This window comes from Paraburkholderia sp. MM6662-R1, from assembly GCF_050436245.1.
GTDB lineage: Bacteria > Pseudomonadota > Gammaproteobacteria > Burkholderiales > Burkholderiaceae > Paraburkholderia > Paraburkholderia tuberum.
The window spans coordinates 1,608,636-1,628,649 of sequence record NZ_JBNDLV010000004.1 but is presented as its reverse complement, the minus strand read 5'-3'; the positions used below and the strand labels follow the sequence as shown (position 1 = coordinate 1,628,649).

The window sequence follows — 20,014 nt, the reverse complement described above, 5'->3', positions numbered from 1 at the left end:
CAGACTATGAAACTCTTTTCACTGGAAGGACAGATTGCGCTTGTCACCGGCGCGTCGCGCGGCCTCGGTTTCGCCATGGCTAACGCGCTGGCGGCAGCGGGTGCGACGGTAATACTGTGCGCGCGTTCGCGCGCGAGCCTCGAAACCGCTGCGGAATCGATTCGTAAAGCGGGCGGCGACGTCGATATCGAACCGTTCGACCTCACCGATCAGGGCGCAATCAGAAACGGCGTTCGCAACGTCCTTGCACGCCACGGACGCATCGACGTCCTGCTCAACAATGCCGGCATTTGCGAGTGGAGTGATTTTCTGCAGTCGAACCTCGACATGTGGCAAAGAACGATGGATACCAACGTTACGGCCGCCTACGTGCTCGCGCAGGAAGTTGCGCGCCAGATGATCGAACGCGGACACGGACGCATCATCAACGTCGGGTCTTATGTGTCGGTGCTCGGTCGCGAGAAGCTGCAGGCATACGTGGCCAGCAAGCACGCGATTGCCGGACTGACGAAATCGCTCGGCGCGGAACTGGGCCGACACGGCATTCGTTGCAACGGCATCTGCCCCGGCTACTTCCTCACCGAAATGGCCGAGCCTGTCACGTCCAACCCGCGGATGAAGGAAATCGTGCGCTCGCATATCTCGGTGGGACGCTGGGGGAACCCCGAGGAACTCGGCGGCGTCGCGGTTTTTCTCGCCTCCGAAGCGAGTTCCTACATGAATGGGCAAATGCTGATGGTCGATGGCGGGGTCTCGGAAATCCTGAGCTTCTCGATGTCCGTGGTGTAGCGCAACGAGCGGTTCGCCCCAACGCGCCGCGTGACCTGCAGGCAAACCGGCCCGCTATCTCCACACATAGCGGGCCAATTCTTTTGTCCTGCCAGGGTGCCGCGCGAAGAGCGGCACCCGTTCCGCGGTCACGACCGCAGCGTTGCCTCACCGCTACAGGCCTCGACCTTCGTGGAACCGGCGGCGCCGCCCTTCGCCACTGCTTTACGCGAAATGCCTTGCAGCAGGAAATGCGACAGCGCCGGAATGAGGATCAGCGCGCCGATCATGTTCCACAGGAACATGAACGTGAGCAGGATGCCCATATCGGCCTGGAACTTGATCGGCGAGAACGCCCACGTTATGACGCCGGCAGCCAACGTCACACCGACCAGCGCCACGACCTTCCCGGTGAACTGCACCGCGTGCCGATAGGCTACACGCAGCGGCTGCCCAGCGCGCTGATACGCGAGCTGCACACTCAGCAGATAGAGCGCATAGTCGACGCCGATGCCCACGCCCAGCGCGATCACCGGCAGCGTTGCCACCTTCACGCCGATGCCGAGCTTGACCATCAGCGCCTCGCACAGCACCGACGTGATCCCGAGCGGCACGACCGCCACCACGACCGCGCGCCAGTTGCGGAACGTGATGAAGCACAGCAGGATCACCGCTGCATACACCATCAACAGCATCGTGCGGTTCGCCTTGGCAACAACGACGTTCGTCACCGCGTCGATGCCCGCCGACCCGGCGACCATCAGGAACTGATGATCGGCGTCGCTATGGGTTTTCGCGAACGCCTCTGCAGCCTCCATCACGCGCGACAGCGTCGCCGCTTTGTGATCGGTCAGATAGGCGATGACCGGTGCGGTGCCGCAGGTCTGGCTCAGCAGATCAGGATGATCGAGCAGGATCTGCCACACCGTCTTGTTCACGATCGAAGGCACGCGGTCGATCGTGTACCACTTCGGGTAGCCCTCGTAGAACCCGGCCGTCACCCAGCGCGCGAGACCGCCGACCGAGGTGGTGGTCTGCACCCCCGGCACGCCCCGCAGTGCGGTTTCGAGCCGGTCCGCCTCGAGCACCAGCGGGAAGTTGTTGGCGTCGCAGGTGCCGTGCGACGACTTGCCGATCACGACGAACAGGTCGCTCGACAGACCGTAGTGCGCGTTGGTGTACGCGTTGTCGAGGTTATAACGCGACTCCGGCCTGAGTTCCGGCGCGCCCGAATCGAGGTCGCCGATCTGCAGGTGCTGACTGATCGACCAGCCGAACACCGTGAGCGCCGCCGCACAAACGATCGCACCGACAGCCCAGCGGCGCTCGGTGAAGCGATCAAGCAGATTCCACAGCGCGCCCGCCGACGAGGTGCCGCGCGCGTCGTTCTGCTCGCCACGCACGCTGCGTCGTGCAGCCGACGGACTCACACCAATGTATGACAGTAGTACCGGCAGCAGCAGCAGGTTGGTGAAGACCAGCACGCCGACGCCAACGCTCGCGGTAAATGCCAGATCCTTGATTACCGGAATGTCGATCACCATCAGCACGGCAAAGCCAACCACGTCCGCGAGCAACGCCGTGAGACCGGCGAGGAAAAGCCGCCGGAACGTGTAGCGCGCCGCCACGTAGCGATGCGTGCCACGCCCGATGTCCTGCGTGATCCCGTTCATCTTCTGCGCGCCATGCGAGACGCCGATCGCGAAAACGAGAAACGGTACGAGCACCGAGTACGGGTCCAGCACATAGCCGAGCGTGCGAATGATGCCGAGCTGCCAGACCACCGCAATCAGCGAACACCCCACCACCAGCAGCGTGCTGCGATAGCAGCGCGTATAGAGAAAGATCACGACGAGGGCGATCCCCGCGGCCACGCCGAAGTACATCGCTACCAGCTTGAGTCCGTCGATCAGGTCGCCGATCAGTTTCGCGAAGCCCACCACGTGAACCCGGACCTCGCCGCGGCCCTCCGCTTTGATGACCTCGTCGATCCGGTGCGAGAGCTTCGCGTAGTCGAGCGGCTTGCCGGTATCGGCGTAATGATCGAGCAGCGGCAGCTGGATCATGCTCGAATGCAGATCGTTCGACACGAGGCTGCCCGCGATGTTGGCGCGGGCAACGTTGGTGCGCAGCTGTTCGACTGCCTGCGCGGACCCGTCGAAGCCGTCCGGCATCACCGGTCCCCCTGCGAAGCCGCGCTCCGTGACCACGTTCCAGCGCACGATCGGCATCCAGAGCGACTTCACGCCAGGCCGGTCGACGCCCGGAATCAGGAACAACGCGTCGTTGATACGCCGCAGCGCCGCGAGATATTTCGGATCGTAGATGTCACCCGACGGATTCTCGACGACGATCCGCAGCGAATTGCCGAGTCCTTTCAGATCCGCCTTGTTGGCGAGGTAGTTTTTGATGTACGGATGCGACAGCGGAATCATCTTCTCGAAGCTCGCATTCACATCGAGCCGCAGCGCCTGAAATCCCAGCACCGCCGTGATGATCGCGCAGATGATGATGAGCCACGGACGCCGGTTGAAGATCAACCGCTCGAGCGCGTTACCCGAGCGCGTATCGAAGCTGGCAAGATCCGCCACCACGGGCATCTTGTCGAATTGGGCATTGTTGCCGCCAGCCATGTCCTGCTCCCCCTTAGTGCAACTTCGACAATGCGATCCGCGACAGGCCGGCCGCACCGGCCAGCACCGCGGTGTCGCCGCGCAGCGCCATGGCGAAGATGCCGCCCGGCTGGCTCGCGCCGAGTGTATGAAACGTTGCCCCCTGGTCGACGCTCTCGAGCAGCTCGCCCGCCTGGGTCGCGAGAATAAGGTGGCCGTTCGGCAGTTCAGCCGAAGCGAGAATGCTCGCGCCGGTCGGCAGCGTGATCTTGTCCCACGTCGCGCCGCCGTCGGTGGAGCGATACGCGTTGCCGAGCAGACCGTAGACGATCAGCGCATCGCCCGACGAAGCGAGACCGAAAAAGCTGCCCTTCGAAGGCGTCGGCACCGCGACGAAACGCTGCTTGTCGGGATCGAGCTTGAGCAGCAGCCCCTGTTCGCCCGCAATATAAAGCGTGCCGTTGATACGGCGCATCGCATGCAGGTTCAACGCGTTGGGATTGTCGACGCGGTCGAACCAGGGCACCCAGCTCTTGCCGCCGTCGTCGGTATGAAAAATGATGTTGAACGAACCGATGACCCAGCCGGAACGCTCGTCATCGAACCAGACGTCGAGAAACGGACGGCCTCCCTGGTCTGCTTCAAAGCGCTCGGCCTCTTCGCGCGATGCCTTGAGATCAGGTGAATCGCCTTGTTGCTTCGCGTAGTACTCGCTCATTAGCCTGGCCGCCTGCTGGCCGTCGAGCTGTCGCGTCCAGCTATTGCCACCGTCGGTGGTATGGAGCACCTCGCCGTCGTGTCCGACCGCCCAGCCCAGCGCGGCCGACTTGAACGTAACGGCCACCAGATCGGAACTCACCGGCACCTGTACCTGGCGCCAGTGCACGGCGGCGTCGTCCGATACGAGAATTGCTCCGCGCGGACCTACCGCGACCAGGCGCTGTCCGGCCTGCGCCAGCGCCATCAGCGGTTCATGCGCGGCCTGCGGGTTGATGACGGCGGGCGAGCGCATCGGGTCGGCGAATTCGGCGTAGACCGACCCGCTCGCGGCGCATGCCGCGGCGACGATTGCCAGCCAACGAAACAGAGTCTTGCGCATTGTGTCTCCTTCACAGTAACTGGCGATCGATCACGCGAACAGTCCTGAGCTTTTTTATGAAAACTTCTTTGTGCGCCATGCCATAGCCGGCACGGCGCACGTGCTGCGCCCTTCCTTGTGCCCGCCAGGCAAGCCCGGCAGGACGCATCACTCAATACCTCATCCTCAACTCGGCCCGCAATTAGCGCACACCCGCGGATTGCATACGCTCCGGCGTGAAGTAGTCATTTGGGAAATTCACGTTGAAGAAAATCCCGGGCGAGTCCGCCGGATGGCTGCCGAAGATATAAATGCCGCTGTTGAAGTCGTAGAACCAGTTACCGAGCGAATACGGCACCTTGTAGTCGTACGCTGGAACCGTGGTCTCAAAGCCGGCGCGATAGAGCTTGCCGGACTGGTCGTAGGCATCCATCATTCCCCCGCCGCCATCCTCGTCGAAGTACAGCGTCTTCCTGCTGTAGATGTGACGCGCGCCCGGCTTGAGCGTCAGATCCACGACCCATACGCGGTGCAGTTCCCACCGGACATAATCGGGATTCACGAAATGCGGCGTGGTGATCTTGCTGGCCGGCGTGTCGTACTGCTGCTTGTAGTCGTTGTACGGAATGTACATTTCCTTCTTGCCGACCAGCTTCGCGTTCCAGCGATCGATCTTGCCGTAGAACAACTGGATGTCGTCCATCGTGATCGCGCCCGAATAGCCGGGGTTCGGCGTGTCGTAGGCGAGATCGGGCGCCACGCGCACGCGGCGTTGGCCCGGGTTGTATTCCCACGATTGCTGATCGTGATCGGCCGAATCCGTGAAGTACCAGAAGAGCGTCGTGTCGCCAATCAGGCGGGCCGGTGACGCGTAGTCGTTATATACCTCATACCAGATCGCGAGGGGGCCCTTCTTGCGAAACTCCGCTTCGTCCTTCGGCTCGAAATACGGATAGAGCAGCGAACTCTTGAACTGCGCAGCAAGAATCGGCGTGCCGCTCGAATCGACGAGCCACGTCTTCACGTTGTTTTTCTGGGCCGTTCCGACGTAGCGTAATTCCCAGTCCCACAGCGCCTCCTGACCGTTTTTCGGCACCGGGAACGGCTTGCCGCCGAACGCCCCATCGATATAAAGGCCGTTTTTTTCGAGCTTGGCACTTTCCGCGTCCTTTTCCGAGTTCTGGAGATACCAGTCCGGATACGAAACCGAGCGGTGCGTCGGGTAAACGTCCATCCGGTAAGTCGGATAGCGCTTGAACAGCTCGATCGAGGCGGCGCTCAGTTTGTCGGCGTATTGCTGATAGTTCTGAGCCGTGATTTGCAGAACCGGCTTTTCACCAGGAAACGGGTCGGCCCATTTTCCGGAGTCGGCCTTGAACCCGGTCGGAAAGTCCTTGATGCCCCCCGTGTATGCCGGAATCGTGCCGTCCTTGTTGCCGGCAATTTCCGCGCCGAACGGCGTGATCCCACTCTCGATTGCCAGCGTATACGGCGAGGCCCAAACCGCGGCGAGTATCGCCAGCGCCTTAAGAAGCTTTGGGAATCTTTTCACACGTGCCTCCATCATCAAAACGTTGTCTGATAGGTGATGCCGATCCACGACTTGTCGCTGTACGGTGCACCGAGCGCCGTCGCGGCTCCCGCCGTCGAGTACCCCTTCTTGTTCATGTAGTAGGTGTAGGTAATGTCCACCTCATGCTTGTTGTAGATCGTGAAATCAAGCCCGACCACGAAAGTGTTCTGCCCCTGTGCTTCGGCCGCTGGCGCGATGACAGATGAGTAGCCCTTCAGATTCAGATTAACGAACAGCGGCATCGTCAAATCAACCCCAGGGAATACCTGATACCACTGCGGGCTCGCACCAATGCCGATCCCGGCCCAGAAGCGCGTCGAGCAGTTGTTAAACGCGGAGTTGCCCGATGCCGAACATTGGCCCGTGGTGTCATAACTGGAGTTGGCAAAATTCCGCGCATTCGATTGCACGCTTAGCAGCTGGTTGAACGCGAATTCCGCCTGCAGGAACATGTTGTCCCACATGGGCGTCTTGCCGAACGACTGCGTCACGTTCAGCAGACCATGCAGCGTGCGACCCGTCGGCGCATCGTTGACCGTCGTCGTGTTGACGGCATTGAGTGGCATGTTCCAGCGATATGACAGCTCGCCTGCCACTGCCGAACTGCCGATCGCACTGTTGAAGCCAGCGCCGATCAGGTTCACGTCGTTGCCGTACTTCGCCGTAACACCGGGAAGGTTGGTGCCCGGGAAGAGTTCGGGTCCGGCACCCGGGAGTAGCACCGCCGCCCACGGCATCTTCATGGCGAAGTGACGGTACGTAAATTCATAGGTCGTTGCGATCGAATCGACACGCCACTTGCCGTCGATGCCGATATCGCCGATCTGGCCTTTCGTCGGCGCGATGCGCGGAATCGCGAATGTGCCCAGCCCCGGAATGTTTTGGTAGCTGGCGATCGGAGGGCCGTAAAGAATAGGATCGGCACCGCCGAAATACGTGCCGCCTTCAGGCAGCCGATCGTGATTCCATTCGAACGTGTACTGCGCGCCGAGAGAGAACGTGTCGGTAATGTTCGTCGTCACGTCGGCCTGAGCCGTCGGCAACACGATTTCCTTGAGCGAAGCGCTCGGGCTCTGCGTCAGTTTCATCAGGTCGAGCGGCTGCTGACCGATGGCCACCGAGTTCGCGCCACCCAGCGTAGCAAACGCCGACTGCCCCCAGGTGACTGCCGTCCGGCCGAGCTTGACGTTGACAGAGTGACCACCGAGGTCAAAAGTGTGGAACACGAACGCATCACGCAGCTCCGCGCTCGGCCCCTGGTAGTACTTCTTGATGTAGCTGGTGTACTCGTTGTTCGGATAGTTCGGAGGAAATGCAGGATTGCTCGTATTGTGATTCTTGAACGTCGGGTCGTACCACGCGTCCATACTGATGCGGAAGCCGGACGTGTCCTTGTACTTGAAATCGAATTCGCTGTAGAGGTTCAGCATCGACTGGATCGTGCTGAACTTCGGCGTCGATAGATCGCCTTCGTCGTAGGTCGGGCTGTTCGTGTAGAAGTGGCTCGGGTTCTGAAGCCGGATGCCGTAGTCCGCACGCACCGTGTTGTCCCATTCCATGTCGATGTCCGGGTTCGGCACATCGAAGTGGAAGGCGTTGGCGTTCGCGCTCCACAACCCGCACGCTGCAGCGATGCAGGTCGCGTGCACGCCAAGGCTGATCGCACTTGGCTTTAGACTCTTCTGTTTCATGCGTCTCCTCTTGTCTTTGTCGCGCTGCCGCAGAAAAGGCCCAGGCCGTTGGACTGCCGCAGACTTTTGCAATGAAGCGAAACCGGCCTCCCTACCTCGTCAGCATCGCGCCTCGGATACCTCCGACAGCGTCACCAGAATGCGAATGCTGTTCGGAAAGATAAACGCTCGAAACTCGACTGTCAACGCTCGCTCACCCCTAAGTGATGCAATTTTCCGAACGACGTTCAAAACGCGGGGTAAACGTGGATTTGAGTTTGGTGATGAACTCGAAGCGGTCCGCGCATGGCCGCGTGACGCTGACGAGACAGTGGCGACGCTTGCATTTGCGAGGTGTCCGATTCGACTGCGCAGATTGACGATGCAAACCATGGATGGCTTTCGGAAAACCGTCCGAGCCGATGATGAATCAATAGCTTGTGCGATCGGATCAGTTTCCTTTGCAGTCCTTTTGTATAGGCTGGTCATGGACCGCGATCAGACGAATCCCTTATCCCGTTCCTGCGTAGAAGTGCCTTTCTGGTTTGCGGGGAGGAGGCGGGAACACGCGCCATGCCCCGTCGTCGTGCCGAAAGAAGAATATCGCGAGGGAGTTCTCAGCGGCGGACGACCGCGCAAGTACACACCTCGTCTGGCCTGAATTTGCGAAAGTACATCGGGTGATGTGCACCGAGCTGGTTGCAGTGGGCGCAATCCACTTGTCGATCAGCCAACGCAAAGAACCTTCCCCAACCTTCATGTCCAGCTCCTTCTACGACCTGTGCGCGCTGCTGACATCACAACCACGAACGCAAATTGGCGACTCTAACGGGCCAACCCCAAACCCTGCGAATCCGCTGCTTCGGCTTGCGATACAGCGGGAATGGTCGGGTTCGGGCGTAATGTGTCGATTGACTAAATAGTAGTAGTCAGCCGACCCATTATCAAGCCCAGATGACACTAGGGGAAGTGGGGGAATGCTGGTATGGACAAATCTACCCTTTATTCGGGTAGGATATGTGATGTCGCGAGTGACTGGATCAGACTTTATCTAAAAGATAATTAGTCAGCAGACGCATATTTATTCGTCATCTGACTATCATCAGATTAATGCCGGCGCTGCCCGATCAGGATCGAACGGCGCTCGTATCAGGCGGGGTATAGCCCGCAGATACACATCCCGGACTGACAACGAGCGAGAGGACAGCAGACGCCAAGGAGAGCACAACAGATGAAAGACCTGACCATCTCATCGGCAGACCTCGGCAACACGGCAGCAGACGGGCCCAAACGGCGCGGGAACAGAACGACCCGCGTGCCCGCCATCATCGAAGTGGCGATCGAGGTCTTCGCAGCCGAAGGTAACGCTGGTTTCACTCAACGCCGAATTGCCAGCGAGGCAGGGATTCGACTGAGGACCTTGCAGCACTACTTCAGCACCCGCGAAGAACTATTGCGGGCCACGATCGAGGCATACACGGATCGCTATTTCGAGCACTATCGGGCGATCGCCCAAGACAAATCCCGGTCACCGGAAGCGCGACTGGATGTCATCGTCGACGAGGCGTTCTCCGTACTGACGGCGAGTGGCGGAAACCGCGTTAGCGCCTTCGTGCTGGAATGCTGGAGCCTCGCAGAGCACGAGCCCTTTCTGCATGCCCTGATGGCGAAATCTACCGCGGATTTTCAGGGTCTCCTGGCGGAACTGATCGCGCAGATCAACCCAACCTTGCCCTCGGGAGAATGCACGTTGCGCGGCGCCCTGCTCCTTTCACATCTGCACGGTCTGGTCGTCTTTCTTCGCCGGTCCGGCGCGGACACAGTGAATGCGGACTCGTTCCGTCACGCCATGAAGGTCGTCTGGCGAGCGTTGAGCAAGGCATCTCCATAGAACTGCAAGGCAGGTTCTTGTGCCAGAATCGCGCCCGGATGGAGCGGTCGGCGCGCCATGTGGCGGGCGCACCGAGCCGCAGATCGCCTTCTACAGACGCACATGATCACAATTGCCAGCTCAGGCCATCGTGATCGATCCTCAGCGGACCACGTCCCAGACAAGAGGCAAGTGGTATAGCGTGCCGTTCACACCTCCGTGGACACCCGCTTTCTCGCCAGGCTTGATCTGGAAATCGGGAATCCGCTTAAGCCATTCCTGAAGGAAAACCTTCAACTCCACGCGCGCAAGGAACGAGCCGGGACAACGATGCGCGCCATTGCCGAACGTCGAATGAATCGGCGTGGGCCGAGCGAAATCGACGCTCAGCGGATCGTCGAACTTCCTCTCGTCCAGACCGTGCAGTGTGGTCGGCATGATGATCATGTCACCCGCCTTCATCTGCACGCCCTTGTACTCGAAATCGTGTGTGATCCGCCGCCCTTGATTGACCACCGGGAAGCGCCGCAGAAGCTCGTCCACGGCCTTCTGCGTCAGTTCGGGGTTGTCGATGAGCTGCTTGCGGTGGGCGGGGCTGCCGGCGAGGAATCGCGCGATAAAGCCCATTGCCGAGGCAACCGTGTCGAGGCCGCCAATCAGCACGAGACCACAGAGCCCCCGCACTTCTTCGTCGGTGAGCGCGCGCCCGTCGATCTTCGAATGGACAATCTTGCTGATGAGATCGTCACCCGGGTTCGCGCGGCGTTCCGCAATCTTCACCCCCAGGTACTGAAAAATCGCACCGAGCGCCTTGAGCTTCTCGTTGGCATCGACCGGGCGGACCATCTTGTCAGCGAGGCCGAGCAAGTACTCGCGATCCTCGGCGGGCAGCGCCACCATGTTCATGAAAATGCCGATCGGAAGATGCTGCGCAAACCCCGATACGAATTCCACCTCGCCCTTAGGATAAAAGCCGTCGATCAGTTCGATCGCCATTTCGCGCGCCTTCTCCTCGAGCTTGCCGATTGCCTGTGGCATGAACGCGGGCGCGATCAGCGCGCGATAGGCGGTGTGCTGCGGAGGATCGAAGAAGATCGGCGGCAACGGTTGATGCTCGACGAGCGGCACTGTCAGCTGCTTCGACGAGAAATTCTCGTAGTCCTTGAGGATGTGATAGATGTCATCGCCGCGCGTCGCGATCCAGTGTCCGCCGTTGCGGGGTGTCCAGAGAATGTCGGGAATGCCTTCGGCGTGCAACTGCTTGAGCGAGAGATGGTAGTCGTCTTCGGCACCCGGCGGATTGTAGATATCGATGTCGAACACCCGTTCAGGCAATACGTGCGCGGGAATTGGCGCCAGATCCGGAGTCCCGCCATGAGCAGCTACTGACATTAGTTGTCTCCTTTCTTCGAATCGACCGGCATGGGCGGTCGGGACCATTCTCGTCGTCTGATTAACTGTAATTACAGGAACGCACCGTACAGTTCGAGATGGTGTTCGGTGTTTCCCCAAGTCATGTCGATGCAGGTGAGCCGCTTCACGTACCACCCCACCGCCAGTTCGTCCGTCATGCCCATTCCGCCGTGCAGTTGCACCGCTTGCTGAGCGACGAAGCGTGCACTACGGCCAATCAGCGCCTTTGCGGCTGTAACAGCACGATGGGCTTCCAGGTCATCGTCCTCGCCAAGTTTCGCGGCAGCAAAGAAGACCATCGATTTCGCCTGCTCTACCGCGGTCAAAATATCGGCGGCGCGATGCTGCAGCGCCTGGAATTTGCCGATCGGCGAACCAAACTGCTTTCGCGTGCGCAGGTATTCAAAGGTCAGATCGCTCAGCCGCGACATCGCGCCGACCGCTTCCGCGCACAGCGCGAAAATGCCTTGATCGACGGCCCATTCGAGCAACGGGTAGCCCTGATCGACGGCGCCGATGACAGCAGTTACACCGACGTGTACGTCGTCCAGCACTACCTCGGCAACACGCTGCCCGTCGAGTGCCGGAAATCCTTTGACGCTCACGCCTTGCGTTCGCGCATCGACGGCGAAGAGTGTGATGCCGTGCCTGTCGGTCTGCTCGCCTGCGGTACGCGCCGAAACCAGCAGAATGTCCGCGCTGTCGCCGTGCAGTACAACGCCTTTGCGTCCATTCAGGATGAACCCGTCACGCGTTGGCTCGGCCCTCGTCGCGACGTTCCACAAATCGAAACGCGCACCAGGTTCGAGCGTCGCGAGCGCGGTCTTCAGGCTGCCGTCGGCGATACCGGCCAGCCACTCCGCCTTGCGCGACTCGTGTCCTGCGCGCCCGATCAGCTTCGCGCCGATCACGGCCGTCGAAACAAACGGCTCCAGTACGAGCCCACGGCCGAAGGCCTCCATCACGAGCATGGTCTCGACCGGGCCCGTGCCAAGGCCGCCATGATCCTGCGGCACGTTCAGTGCCAGCACGCCCATTTCGGCCAGCGTCGTCCAGTGCGCAGCCGACCAGCCCTCGGGAGTAGCGGCGAGACGGCGCCTCGCCTCGAAGTCGTATTCCTTTTCGACGAAACGGCCGACCACGTCGGCCAGCATCTGTTCCTCTTCAACCAGCGTGAAGTCCATGGCGTGTCCTCAGATGCCGAGCGCCTGCTTGGCGATGATGTTTTTCTGCACTTCAGTCGAACCGCCGTAGATCGAAATCTTGCGCCAGTCCAGGTAGTGCGCGGCCAGCGCGTTGAGCAGCTCGCCGTTCGCGGTTTCGCCGCGCCAGTGCGCCTCCAGCGCTTCGCTTACAAAAGGCACCGCATAGGGGCCTGCGCATTCCATGATCAGCTCCGTAAGCTCCTGCTGAATCTCCGAACCGCGGATTTTCAGCACCGAAGCCTCCGGTCCGATCGGACGTCCTGCAGTTTCGGCTGAGACGACGCGCAGCAGCGACCATTCGTGCGCGATCAAATCGATTTCCACCCTGGCGATGCGATCGCGAAAGCGAACGTCCTCGATGAGAGGCTTGCCGTGCTTACGCTCGGTGCTGGCAATCTCCTTCAGACGTCGCATGAAACGCTTGCAGTTGCCGAGGCCGGCGATATTGGTCCGCTCGTGGCCGAGCAGATACTTGGCGATCGACCAGCCGCGATGCTCCTCGCCGACGAGATTGCTCACTGGCACTGCCACATTGTCGAAGAACACTTCGTTGACGTCGTGGCCGCCGTCAAGCGTGCGGATGGGTCTGACCGTAATGCCGGGCGTGGACATATCGATCAGCAGGAACGAGATGCCTTCCTGTGGGCGGCCGCTGCCGTCCGTGCGGACCAGGCAGAAAATCCAGTTCGCCCATTGGGCAAACGAGGTCCAGATCTTCTGGCCGTTGACGACGTAGAACGGTTGACCGTCGCGCTCGACACGGTCCGCACGCGTCTTGAGCGACGCCAGATCGGAACCCGCACCCGGCTCGGAGTAACCCTGACACCACCAGTCCTCCATCGAGATGATGCGCGGCAGAAACCGTTCGCGCTGCGCGTCGGTGCCGAACTTCTGGATTACAGGTCCAACCATCGAAAGGCCAAACGGCATCTGGCGCGGCGCGCCGGCGGTAAAGCATTCCTCGTCGAAAATGTTGCGCTGCGCGGCATTCCAGGCGGCGCCGCCGAATTGCGCGGGCCATGCAGGTGCGCCCCATCCCTTCCCGGCCAGAATGCGTTGCCAGCGCACGTAGTCTTCGCGCGGCACATGGCGGAAGTTCAGCACCCGTTCACGAATGTCGTCGGGCAAATGAGTCGCTACGAATTCGCGCACCGTGGCGCGAAATTCCTTGTCGGCGGGACTCTCTTTCAGGTCCATTTCAGCCTCCCGCCGGGCCGCCCCCAAGGGAGGCTGAAGCCCCCCCGGGGGGCCGCGAACAACAGTGAGCATGGGGGTCGTTTCATTTCAGGCTCCAGTCGCGGCCCGGCAAAGCACGTCGGCGCTGCCGGGCGCGGTTTCAGGCAATCTCCACGATTCCGTTGTTCAGCACCACCACATCGCGTGCGTCGACGCGCGCCCGCAGATGCAGACGCGTGTCACTGTCCCGCCAGAACTGGAAGCGCACTTCTTCGCCGGGGTACACCGGCGCAGTCAGGCGCAAGGCGAGTCGCTTCAGACGCTTTGCGTCGTTGCCCGCGAAGGTGCGAATCGCGGCGTAACCCGCCATGCCATAGGTCGCGAGGCCGTGAAGAATAGGCCGGTTGAATCCGGCTTTCGACGCCACCTCCGGGTCCGCGTGCAGGGGATTGGCGTCGCCCGAAAGGCGGTAGATCAACGCTGCATGCGCGCCGGTCGAAAACACGTATTCCGCGTCCGGGGCGCGCTCCGGCACAGCCGGAAGCGCTTCGGGCGGCGCGTCGCTCGCGCCCGACCCGGCGCTGAACCCTCCGTCGCCGCGCAGAAAGGACACCTGCCGGACTTCGGCAAGTTGTTCGCCCGTCGAGGCGTCGATGATGTCACGCTTGAGCTCGACGATCGCGCCCTTGCCCGCGCCCTTGTCCGAGATGCGGCTCACCCGCGTCTTGCTGACGATGGTCGCTGCAACCGGCATCGGGCGCATGAAGCGAACGTCCTGCTCACCGTGCACGAGCTTCAGGTAGTCGATGCCCGTACGCGAATCGCGCATCCACGATTTCGGCCACGCGAACGCGGCCGCGCAAGTCGGCATCGCTTGCAGGTCCTTTTCATAGACGTAGCGCAGCTGTTCTGCGTCCAGCGGGTCTGCGCCCAACCCGAGACCCAGCGAATACAGCATCACGTCGCGCTCGCTATATGTCTGCGTGACATCTTCGATCGGCCAGTTCTTGACGACTTCGTAGTTCAGCATGAGGTGGTAGTCCTATGTGTGCTCAGTAGTCCGTGAAGTTGGGCTTGCGCTTCTCGAGAAAGCTCGCCATGCCTTCCTTGTAGTCATCGCACTGGTTGGCGAGCGGCATGTCCAACCCGGCGTGTATCACCGCCTCGTGGGGCGTCTGGAACGGCACCTCCCAGACCTGCTCCTTCATGATGCGCATCGAGCGCGGCGAGCAGTACTCCGCCATTTCTCGCGCGTACGCATAGGTCTGCTCGACCAGCTTGTCCGCCGGGATTGCCCGATTCACGAGTCCCATACGTTCGGCTTCGCGCCCCTTGATCTTGCGTCCCGACAGCAGCAGGTCGAGCGCGTGCGCCTGGCCGACGTGACGCGCGAGTATCCAGGCCATGCCGTATTCCGCGCTCAGGCCGCGGCGCGCGAATGCCGTCGTGATGGTCGCGTCTTCGGACGCAAAGCGGATGTCGCAGAAAAGGGCGTGGATCAGGCCAATGCCGACCGTGGCGCCGTTGAGCATCGCGATCACCGGCTTCGGAATGGCCGGGTAGTAAGAGCAGCGCGTTTGCCAGTCGGCGCGCTCGCGCATATCGAACGGACGCGGGAGCTTCGTCATGAGCGCGGCGGGATCACCGCCGAAGCTGTGAATATCGCCGCCCGCGCAAAACGCCTTGCCCGCGCCGGTGAAAACGATGACGCGCACGCCACGGTCCGAGCCGGCCGCCTGCATTGCCTCGTACACCTCGGTCGCCACCTGGTCGTTCCAGGCGTTCATGTGTTCCGGGCGGTTCAGCGTGATCGTCGCTACCCGGTCCTTGACGTCGTACAGAACGGTCTCGAAGCGCATCAGATCCCTCCAAAGCTCAGAATGAACGCGGCAGGTCGAGCACGTGCTCGGCGACGTAGGACAGAATCAGGTTCGTCGAAATCGGCGCCACCTGATAGAGCCGGGTCTCGCGGAACTTGCGCTCGACATCGTATTCGCAAGCGAAACCGAAGCCGCCATGGGTCTGCAGACAGGCATTCGCGGCTTTCCACGAAGCCGTGGCCGCAAGATGCTTCGCCATGTTCGCTTCCGCGCCGCACGGTTGATGGTTGTCGAACAGTTCGCAGGCCTTGTAGCGCATCAGATCCGCCGCGCGCACGTCGATGTAGGCCTCGGCGATCGGGAACTGGATGCCCTGGTTCACACCGATGGGCCGGTCGAACACGATACGCTCGCTGGCGTACTTCGACGCGCGCTCGACGAACCAGTAGCCGTCGCCGATGCACTCGGCCGCGATCAGTGCGCGCTCGGCGTTGAGTCCGTCGAGGATGTACTTGAAGCCCTTGCCTTCCTCGCCAATCAGGTTCTCTTCAGGAATCTCCAGATTGTCGAAGAACAGCTCGTTCGTCTCGTGATTGACCATGTTCGGAATCGGCCGCACGGTCAGGCCATTGCCGATAGCCTGGTGCAGGTCCACGAGAAAGCACGACAGCCCATCCGACTTCTTCTTCACGTCCGACAACGGCGTGGTGCGTGCGAGCAGGATCATCATGTCCGAATGCTGCACGCGTGATATCCACACCTTCTGGCCGTTCACCACGTACCGGTCGTCTCTTTTTACAGCAGTGGTCTTCAGCTTCGTCGTGTCCGTTCCGGTGGTCGGTTCGGTCACAGCCATCGATTGCAGACGCAATTCCCCGCGCGCGATCTTCGGCAGGTATTTGCGCTTTTGCGCCTCCGAGCCGTTTCTGAGCAGCGTATTCATGTTGTACATCTGGCCATGACAAAAGCCGGAGTTGCCGCCGTTGCGGTTGATCTCCTCCATGATCACGGACGCCTCGGTCAACCCGAGACCTGAACCGCCATACTCCTGAGGGATCAGCGCGGCCATCCAGCCGGCCTTCGTCAGCGCGTCCACAAACGCCTCGGGATAGACGCGCTCATGATCGATACGGCGCCAGTACTCGTCCGGGTACGCCTTCGAGAGGTCGCGCAAGGCGTCGCGCAGTTCCTGATATTGATCGGGTGGGGAAATTCGGCTCATGAATGGTTTCCGTTTGCTTGGCTGGACGCGCGGCTCACGCTGCTGCATCGATCAGTCCGCCTGCATTGGCGAGCTGGGTCAGATGATGTTCGGTCGAGCCGAACTGGATATCGATCACGCTCAGGCGTCTCAGGTAGTGACCGATCTTGCACTCCTCGGTCATCCCGATGCCGCCGTGCAATTGCACGCCTTGTTGACCGACGAAGCGGCCCGAGCGCCCGATCTGCACTTTCGCCGCCGACATACTGCGATCGCGTTCCGCCGCGTCCGGGCTCCTCGCTCATCATGGTCGCGAAGAGCGCCATGCCGCGCGCCTGCTCCACCATGACGAGCATGTCGACTGCACGATGCTGGAGCGCCTGGAATGATCCGATAGGCACCCCGAACTGCTTGCGGACCTTCAGGTACTCCACGGTTTCTTCGTGCGCAGCTGCCATTGCACCTACGGCTTCCGCGCTCACTGCCGCGATCGCGTGCGCAACGACCGTTTCTATCAGCGGCAACGCGGCGCCCGCGGTGCCCAGAACGTCGCTATCTGGAACGCGCACCCGCGACAACTCGACGTCGGCCGCACGCAGCCGGTCTTGCGTCGGATACGGGTGGCGCGTCACGCCCTGCGCGTCGGCCCTGACCACGAACAGCCCGATGCCGTCACGCTCGCGCCTACCACCGGACACGCGCGCCGACACCACGAGAACGTCGGCGCTGCCGCCGTGGAGCACGACGCGCTTGGCGCCGTCGAGCACCCAGCCGGCGGCTTCGCGTCGTGCGGTGGTCGCAACGTCCGCGAGGTCGTACCGCGCCTGCGCCTCGCTGTGTGCGAACGCCATCTGCAACTCACCCTGCGCAATCTGCGGCAGAATCGCCGCGCGTTGCGCCGCGTTGCCGCCAAGCCGCACCAAGCCGCCGCCCAGCACGACCGTCGCGAGATACGGTTCGACCGCGAGAGCGCGGCCCAACGCCTCCATCACGATCATCGTTTCGACAGGGCCGCAGTTGCTGCCGCCGTATTCCTCGTCAAACGAAAGGCCCAACAGACCCATGTCGGCGTAATGCGCCCAAAGCTCGCGGCTGAAACCGTCCGGCTCAGCGAGATACTTCGCGCGCTGCTCGAACCCGTACTCGTCTTTGACGAGCCGGTCGACGCTGTCCTTGAGCATGCGTTGCTCATCGGTGAAATCAAAGTCCATATCTGATGCTTCTCCGCAGTTCGCCCGTCGCTCAAAGTCCGAGTACGGACTTGGCGAGAATGTTCTTCTGAATCTCGTTGGAGCCGCCCACGATCGAAACGTGGCGCGCGAAGTAGTGATTCGGCGCAACGGTGAGCGCCCATTCGGGTTCGCGAACCGGATCGGCAAGCCCACGCAGGAAGTCGAGGTCGAGCGGTAGAGCATCCGGCCCTGCCACCTCGAGGAGCAATTCAGCTGCGAGTTGCTGCAGCTCCGAACCCTTGATCTTCAGGATCGAAGTCTTCGGGTCGGGCACGTGGCTCTGCTGCGCGCTGCTCTCGGCGATCACGCGCATCTGCGTCATCTCCAAGGCCTTCAGTTCCACCTCGACAGCCGCGACACGTTCACGAAAACGCGAGTCGTCCCACAGCACACCGTCGCCGCAGGGCACGCGCTTCGCAAGATCCTTCGCGTGACGCACGCGCATCTTCGAAACGCCCACGCGCGCAATGCCGCTGCGTTCGTTGCCAAGGAGATACTTCGCGTAGTCCCAACCCTTGTTCTCCTCGCCAATTCGGTTCGCAACCGGCACGCGCACGTTGTCGAAGAACACCTCGTTGGTTTCATGGTGGCCGTCGATCGTGACGATCGGGCGGACGGTCAGGCCCGGTGCCTTCATGTCGATCAGCAGGTATGTGATGCCCTGCTGCTTCTTGCCGCTCGAATCCGTGCGTACGAGACAGAACATCCAGTCCGCGTGATGCGCCGTCGAAGTCCAGAGCTTCTGGCCGTTGATCACGTAGTGGTCCCCGTCGCGCACCGCCTGGGTTCGCAGCGCGGCCAGGTCCGAACCGGCTCCGGGCTCGGAGAATCCCTGGCAGAACCAGTATTCGAGGCTCGCGATGCGAGGCAGGAAATGGCGCTTCTGCTCTTCGCTGCCGAACGCGATCAACACCGGACCGATCATGTTCACGTTGAATGACAGCGTCTCGGGCGCCGGGGCCATGTGCAGCTCTTCCTTGAAGATGTATTGCTGCACCGCGCTCCAGCCCGTCCCGCCCCACGCCTTGTCCCACGCTGGCGTCGCCCAGCCACGCTCGTAGAGCATGCGTTGCCAGCGGCGCAGGTCGGCCGCCGAATAGCGCTGCCCCAAGGTAGCTTTGCGTCGGATGTCGGCCGGCAGCGCTTCCTTGAAGAAGGCTCTGACCTCATTGCGGAACGCCAGCTCTTCGTCGGTATATCGCAGATCCATGAGTGTCTCGTTTCGTCTTTATGGGTCACCTGTCGGGTGCGGCTCAGGCCAGCGTTCCCGCTTCTTTCAACTCGCCAATGCGGCCCGGTTCGAGCCATGCCGCCAGCGCGGCGTCGATCGTGGTCGCGTCGGGCGCCTCGGGCGCCGTCGGCTTCGCGGGCACCGTGGCGGAGAAGCGCGGCGCCGGCGCGGGCTGCACGATGCCGTCCACTTCGATGAACGTGCCGCGCGCCTTCAGATGCGCATGCTCGGGTGCCTCGGTCCACGACAGAACCGGTGCGAAGCACGCGTCCGTGTGTTCGAGCAAGGTGGTCCATTGCTCGCGTGTGCGTCGCTTGAATTTCAGCGCGAACAGTGCGCGCGCGGCGGGCCAGTTGCTTGCGTCGAGCTGCGTACCCAGCGTTTGCGGATCGATGTCGAGCAGGCGGAGGAGTTCGAGATAGAACTTGTCCTCGATGGGACCGACCGTAATCCACTTGCCGTCCGCGCATTCATAAACGTCGTAGAAGTGCGATCCCGAATCCGTGATATTCGTCCCGCGCCCGTCGCGCCAGATGCCGGCAGCCTGCATGCCGAAGAACGTGGTAGCAAGGTTGGCCGTGCCGTCGACGATCGCGGCATCCACGATCTGTCCCGCGCCGCCGTTGCGCGCATGCAGGATCGCCGCCAGGAGCCCCATTGCAAGGTACAGCGAACCGCCCGCATAGTCGCCGATCAGATTCAGGGGTATCGACGGCGGCTGATCGCGGCGGCCAATTGCGTTGAGGACGCCGGTGATCGCGATGTAGTTCAGGTCATGCCCGGCGTACTGCGCGAGCGGACCTTGCTGGCCCCATCCCGTGATGCGCCCGTAAGCGAGCTTCGGATTGCGTTCGAGGCAGGCCTGCGGACCTAGCCCGAGTCGCTCGGTCACGCCGGGTCGGAAACCTTCTATCAGGGCATCGGCGCGCTCCACCAGCGTGAGCACGAGTTCGACGGCCTCCGGGTCTTTCAGGTCGAGCGCAATCGTCTTCCGGTTGCGCAGCAACAGGTTGTAGCGCAGCGGACGCTCGATACCGAGCTTGACCGGCTGGCGACGTTCGATGCGCAACACCGTCGCACCCAGATCGGCGAGCAGCATCGCCGCCATGGGCCCCGGGCCGATGCCGGCCAGCTCGATGATGCGAACTCCTGCAAGCGGACCCAT

At 61.7% G+C, this 20,014-nt stretch carries 15 protein-coding genes and 1 pseudogene; 2 read left to right on the top strand and 14 right to left on the bottom strand.

The window, feature by feature from the left end:
• Positions 1–6: 6 nt before the first annotated feature.
• Complete coding sequence (locus OKW39_RS37380) at positions 7–789, top strand: SDR family oxidoreductase (RefSeq protein WP_187611699.1); 783 nt, start codon at positions 7–9, stop codon at positions 787–789.
• Positions 790–917: 128 nt separating this feature from the next.
• Here the strand turns inward: OKW39_RS37380 and OKW39_RS37375 are convergent, their stop codons facing one another.
• The 4 genes from OKW39_RS37375 to OKW39_RS37360 form a co-directional block, all read right to left on the bottom strand.
• Positions 918–3,401, bottom strand: coding sequence for an efflux RND transporter permease subunit (locus OKW39_RS37375; RefSeq protein WP_429364974.1), 2,484 nt, complete (start codon positions 3,399–3,401; stop codon positions 918–920).
• Positions 3,402–3,414: 13 nt separating this feature from the next.
• On the bottom strand, positions 3,415–4,479 hold the full coding sequence (locus OKW39_RS37370) for a WD40/YVTN/BNR-like repeat-containing protein (RefSeq protein ID WP_429564920.1): 1,065 nt from the start codon (positions 4,477–4,479) through the stop codon (positions 3,415–3,417).
• Positions 4,480–4,660: 181 nt separating this feature from the next.
• Positions 4,661–6,010, bottom strand: coding sequence for a DUF1329 domain-containing protein (locus OKW39_RS37365; RefSeq protein ID WP_090810376.1), 1,350 nt, complete (start codon positions 6,008–6,010; stop codon positions 4,661–4,663).
• A gap of 14 nt (positions 6,011–6,024) precedes the next feature.
• Positions 6,025–7,722: a DUF1302 domain-containing protein gene (locus tag OKW39_RS37360; RefSeq protein ID WP_429334450.1), complete on the bottom strand. Its 1,698-nt coding sequence runs from the start codon at positions 7,720–7,722 to the stop codon at positions 6,025–6,027.
• Between the two features lie 1,210 nt (positions 7,723–8,932).
• Between OKW39_RS37360 and OKW39_RS37355 the strand changes: the two genes are divergently transcribed.
• The gene (locus tag OKW39_RS37355; RefSeq protein ID WP_429564919.1) at positions 8,933–9,592 is read left to right on the top strand and encodes a TetR/AcrR family transcriptional regulator; all 660 of its coding nucleotides are present in this window, start codon (positions 8,933–8,935) and stop codon (positions 9,590–9,592) included.
• A 141-nt stretch (positions 9,593–9,733) separates the two neighbouring features.
• Here OKW39_RS37355 and OKW39_RS37350 read toward each other — a convergent pair whose 3' ends face one another.
• From OKW39_RS37350 to OKW39_RS37305, 10 genes and pseudogenes are all read right to left on the bottom strand, one after another.
• Positions 9,734–10,963, bottom strand: a complete 1,230-nt coding sequence (locus tag OKW39_RS37350; protein WP_429564918.1) for a cytochrome P450 — start codon at positions 10,961–10,963, stop codon at positions 9,734–9,736.
• Between the two features lie 71 nt (positions 10,964–11,034).
• The gene (locus OKW39_RS37345; RefSeq protein ID WP_429564917.1) at positions 11,035–12,168 is read right to left on the bottom strand and encodes an acyl-CoA dehydrogenase family protein; all 1,134 of its coding nucleotides are present in this window, start codon (positions 12,166–12,168) and stop codon (positions 11,035–11,037) included.
• 9 nt (positions 12,169–12,177) lie between these two features.
• Positions 12,178–13,386, bottom strand: coding sequence for an acyl-CoA dehydrogenase family protein (locus tag OKW39_RS37340; RefSeq protein WP_184062012.1), 1,209 nt, complete (start codon positions 13,384–13,386; stop codon positions 12,178–12,180).
• Positions 13,387–13,525: 139 nt separating this feature from the next.
• Positions 13,526–14,395, bottom strand: coding sequence for a MaoC/PaaZ C-terminal domain-containing protein (locus OKW39_RS37335; RefSeq protein ID WP_090808783.1), 870 nt, complete (start codon positions 14,393–14,395; stop codon positions 13,526–13,528).
• A gap of 22 nt (positions 14,396–14,417) precedes the next feature.
• Positions 14,418–15,224 (bottom strand): enoyl-CoA hydratase, encoded by an 807-nt coding sequence (locus OKW39_RS37330; RefSeq protein WP_429564916.1) that lies wholly within the window; start codon positions 15,222–15,224, stop codon positions 14,418–14,420.
• Between the two features lie 16 nt (positions 15,225–15,240).
• Complete coding sequence (locus OKW39_RS37325) at positions 15,241–16,407, bottom strand: acyl-CoA dehydrogenase family protein (RefSeq protein ID WP_429564915.1); 1,167 nt, start codon at positions 16,405–16,407, stop codon at positions 15,241–15,243.
• Between the two features lie 34 nt (positions 16,408–16,441).
• Positions 16,442–16,651, bottom strand: a complete 210-nt coding sequence (locus OKW39_RS37320; RefSeq protein ID WP_429564914.1) for an acyl-CoA dehydrogenase family protein — start codon at positions 16,649–16,651, stop codon at positions 16,442–16,444.
• A gap of 94 nt (positions 16,652–16,745) precedes the next feature.
• A pseudogene (locus OKW39_RS37315) lies at positions 16,746–17,567 on the bottom strand (acyl-CoA dehydrogenase family protein); the annotation flags it as partial.
• Between the two features lie 61 nt (positions 17,568–17,628).
• Positions 17,629–18,828 carry an acyl-CoA dehydrogenase family protein gene (locus OKW39_RS37310; protein WP_429564913.1) on the bottom strand — a complete coding sequence of 400 codons (1,200 nt, stop codon included), beginning with the start codon at positions 18,826–18,828 and terminating at the stop codon, positions 17,629–17,631.
• A gap of 43 nt (positions 18,829–18,871) precedes the next feature.
• Positions 18,872–20,014 (bottom strand): CaiB/BaiF CoA transferase family protein, encoded by a 1,143-nt coding sequence (locus OKW39_RS37305; protein WP_429564912.1) that lies wholly within the window; start codon positions 20,012–20,014, stop codon positions 18,872–18,874.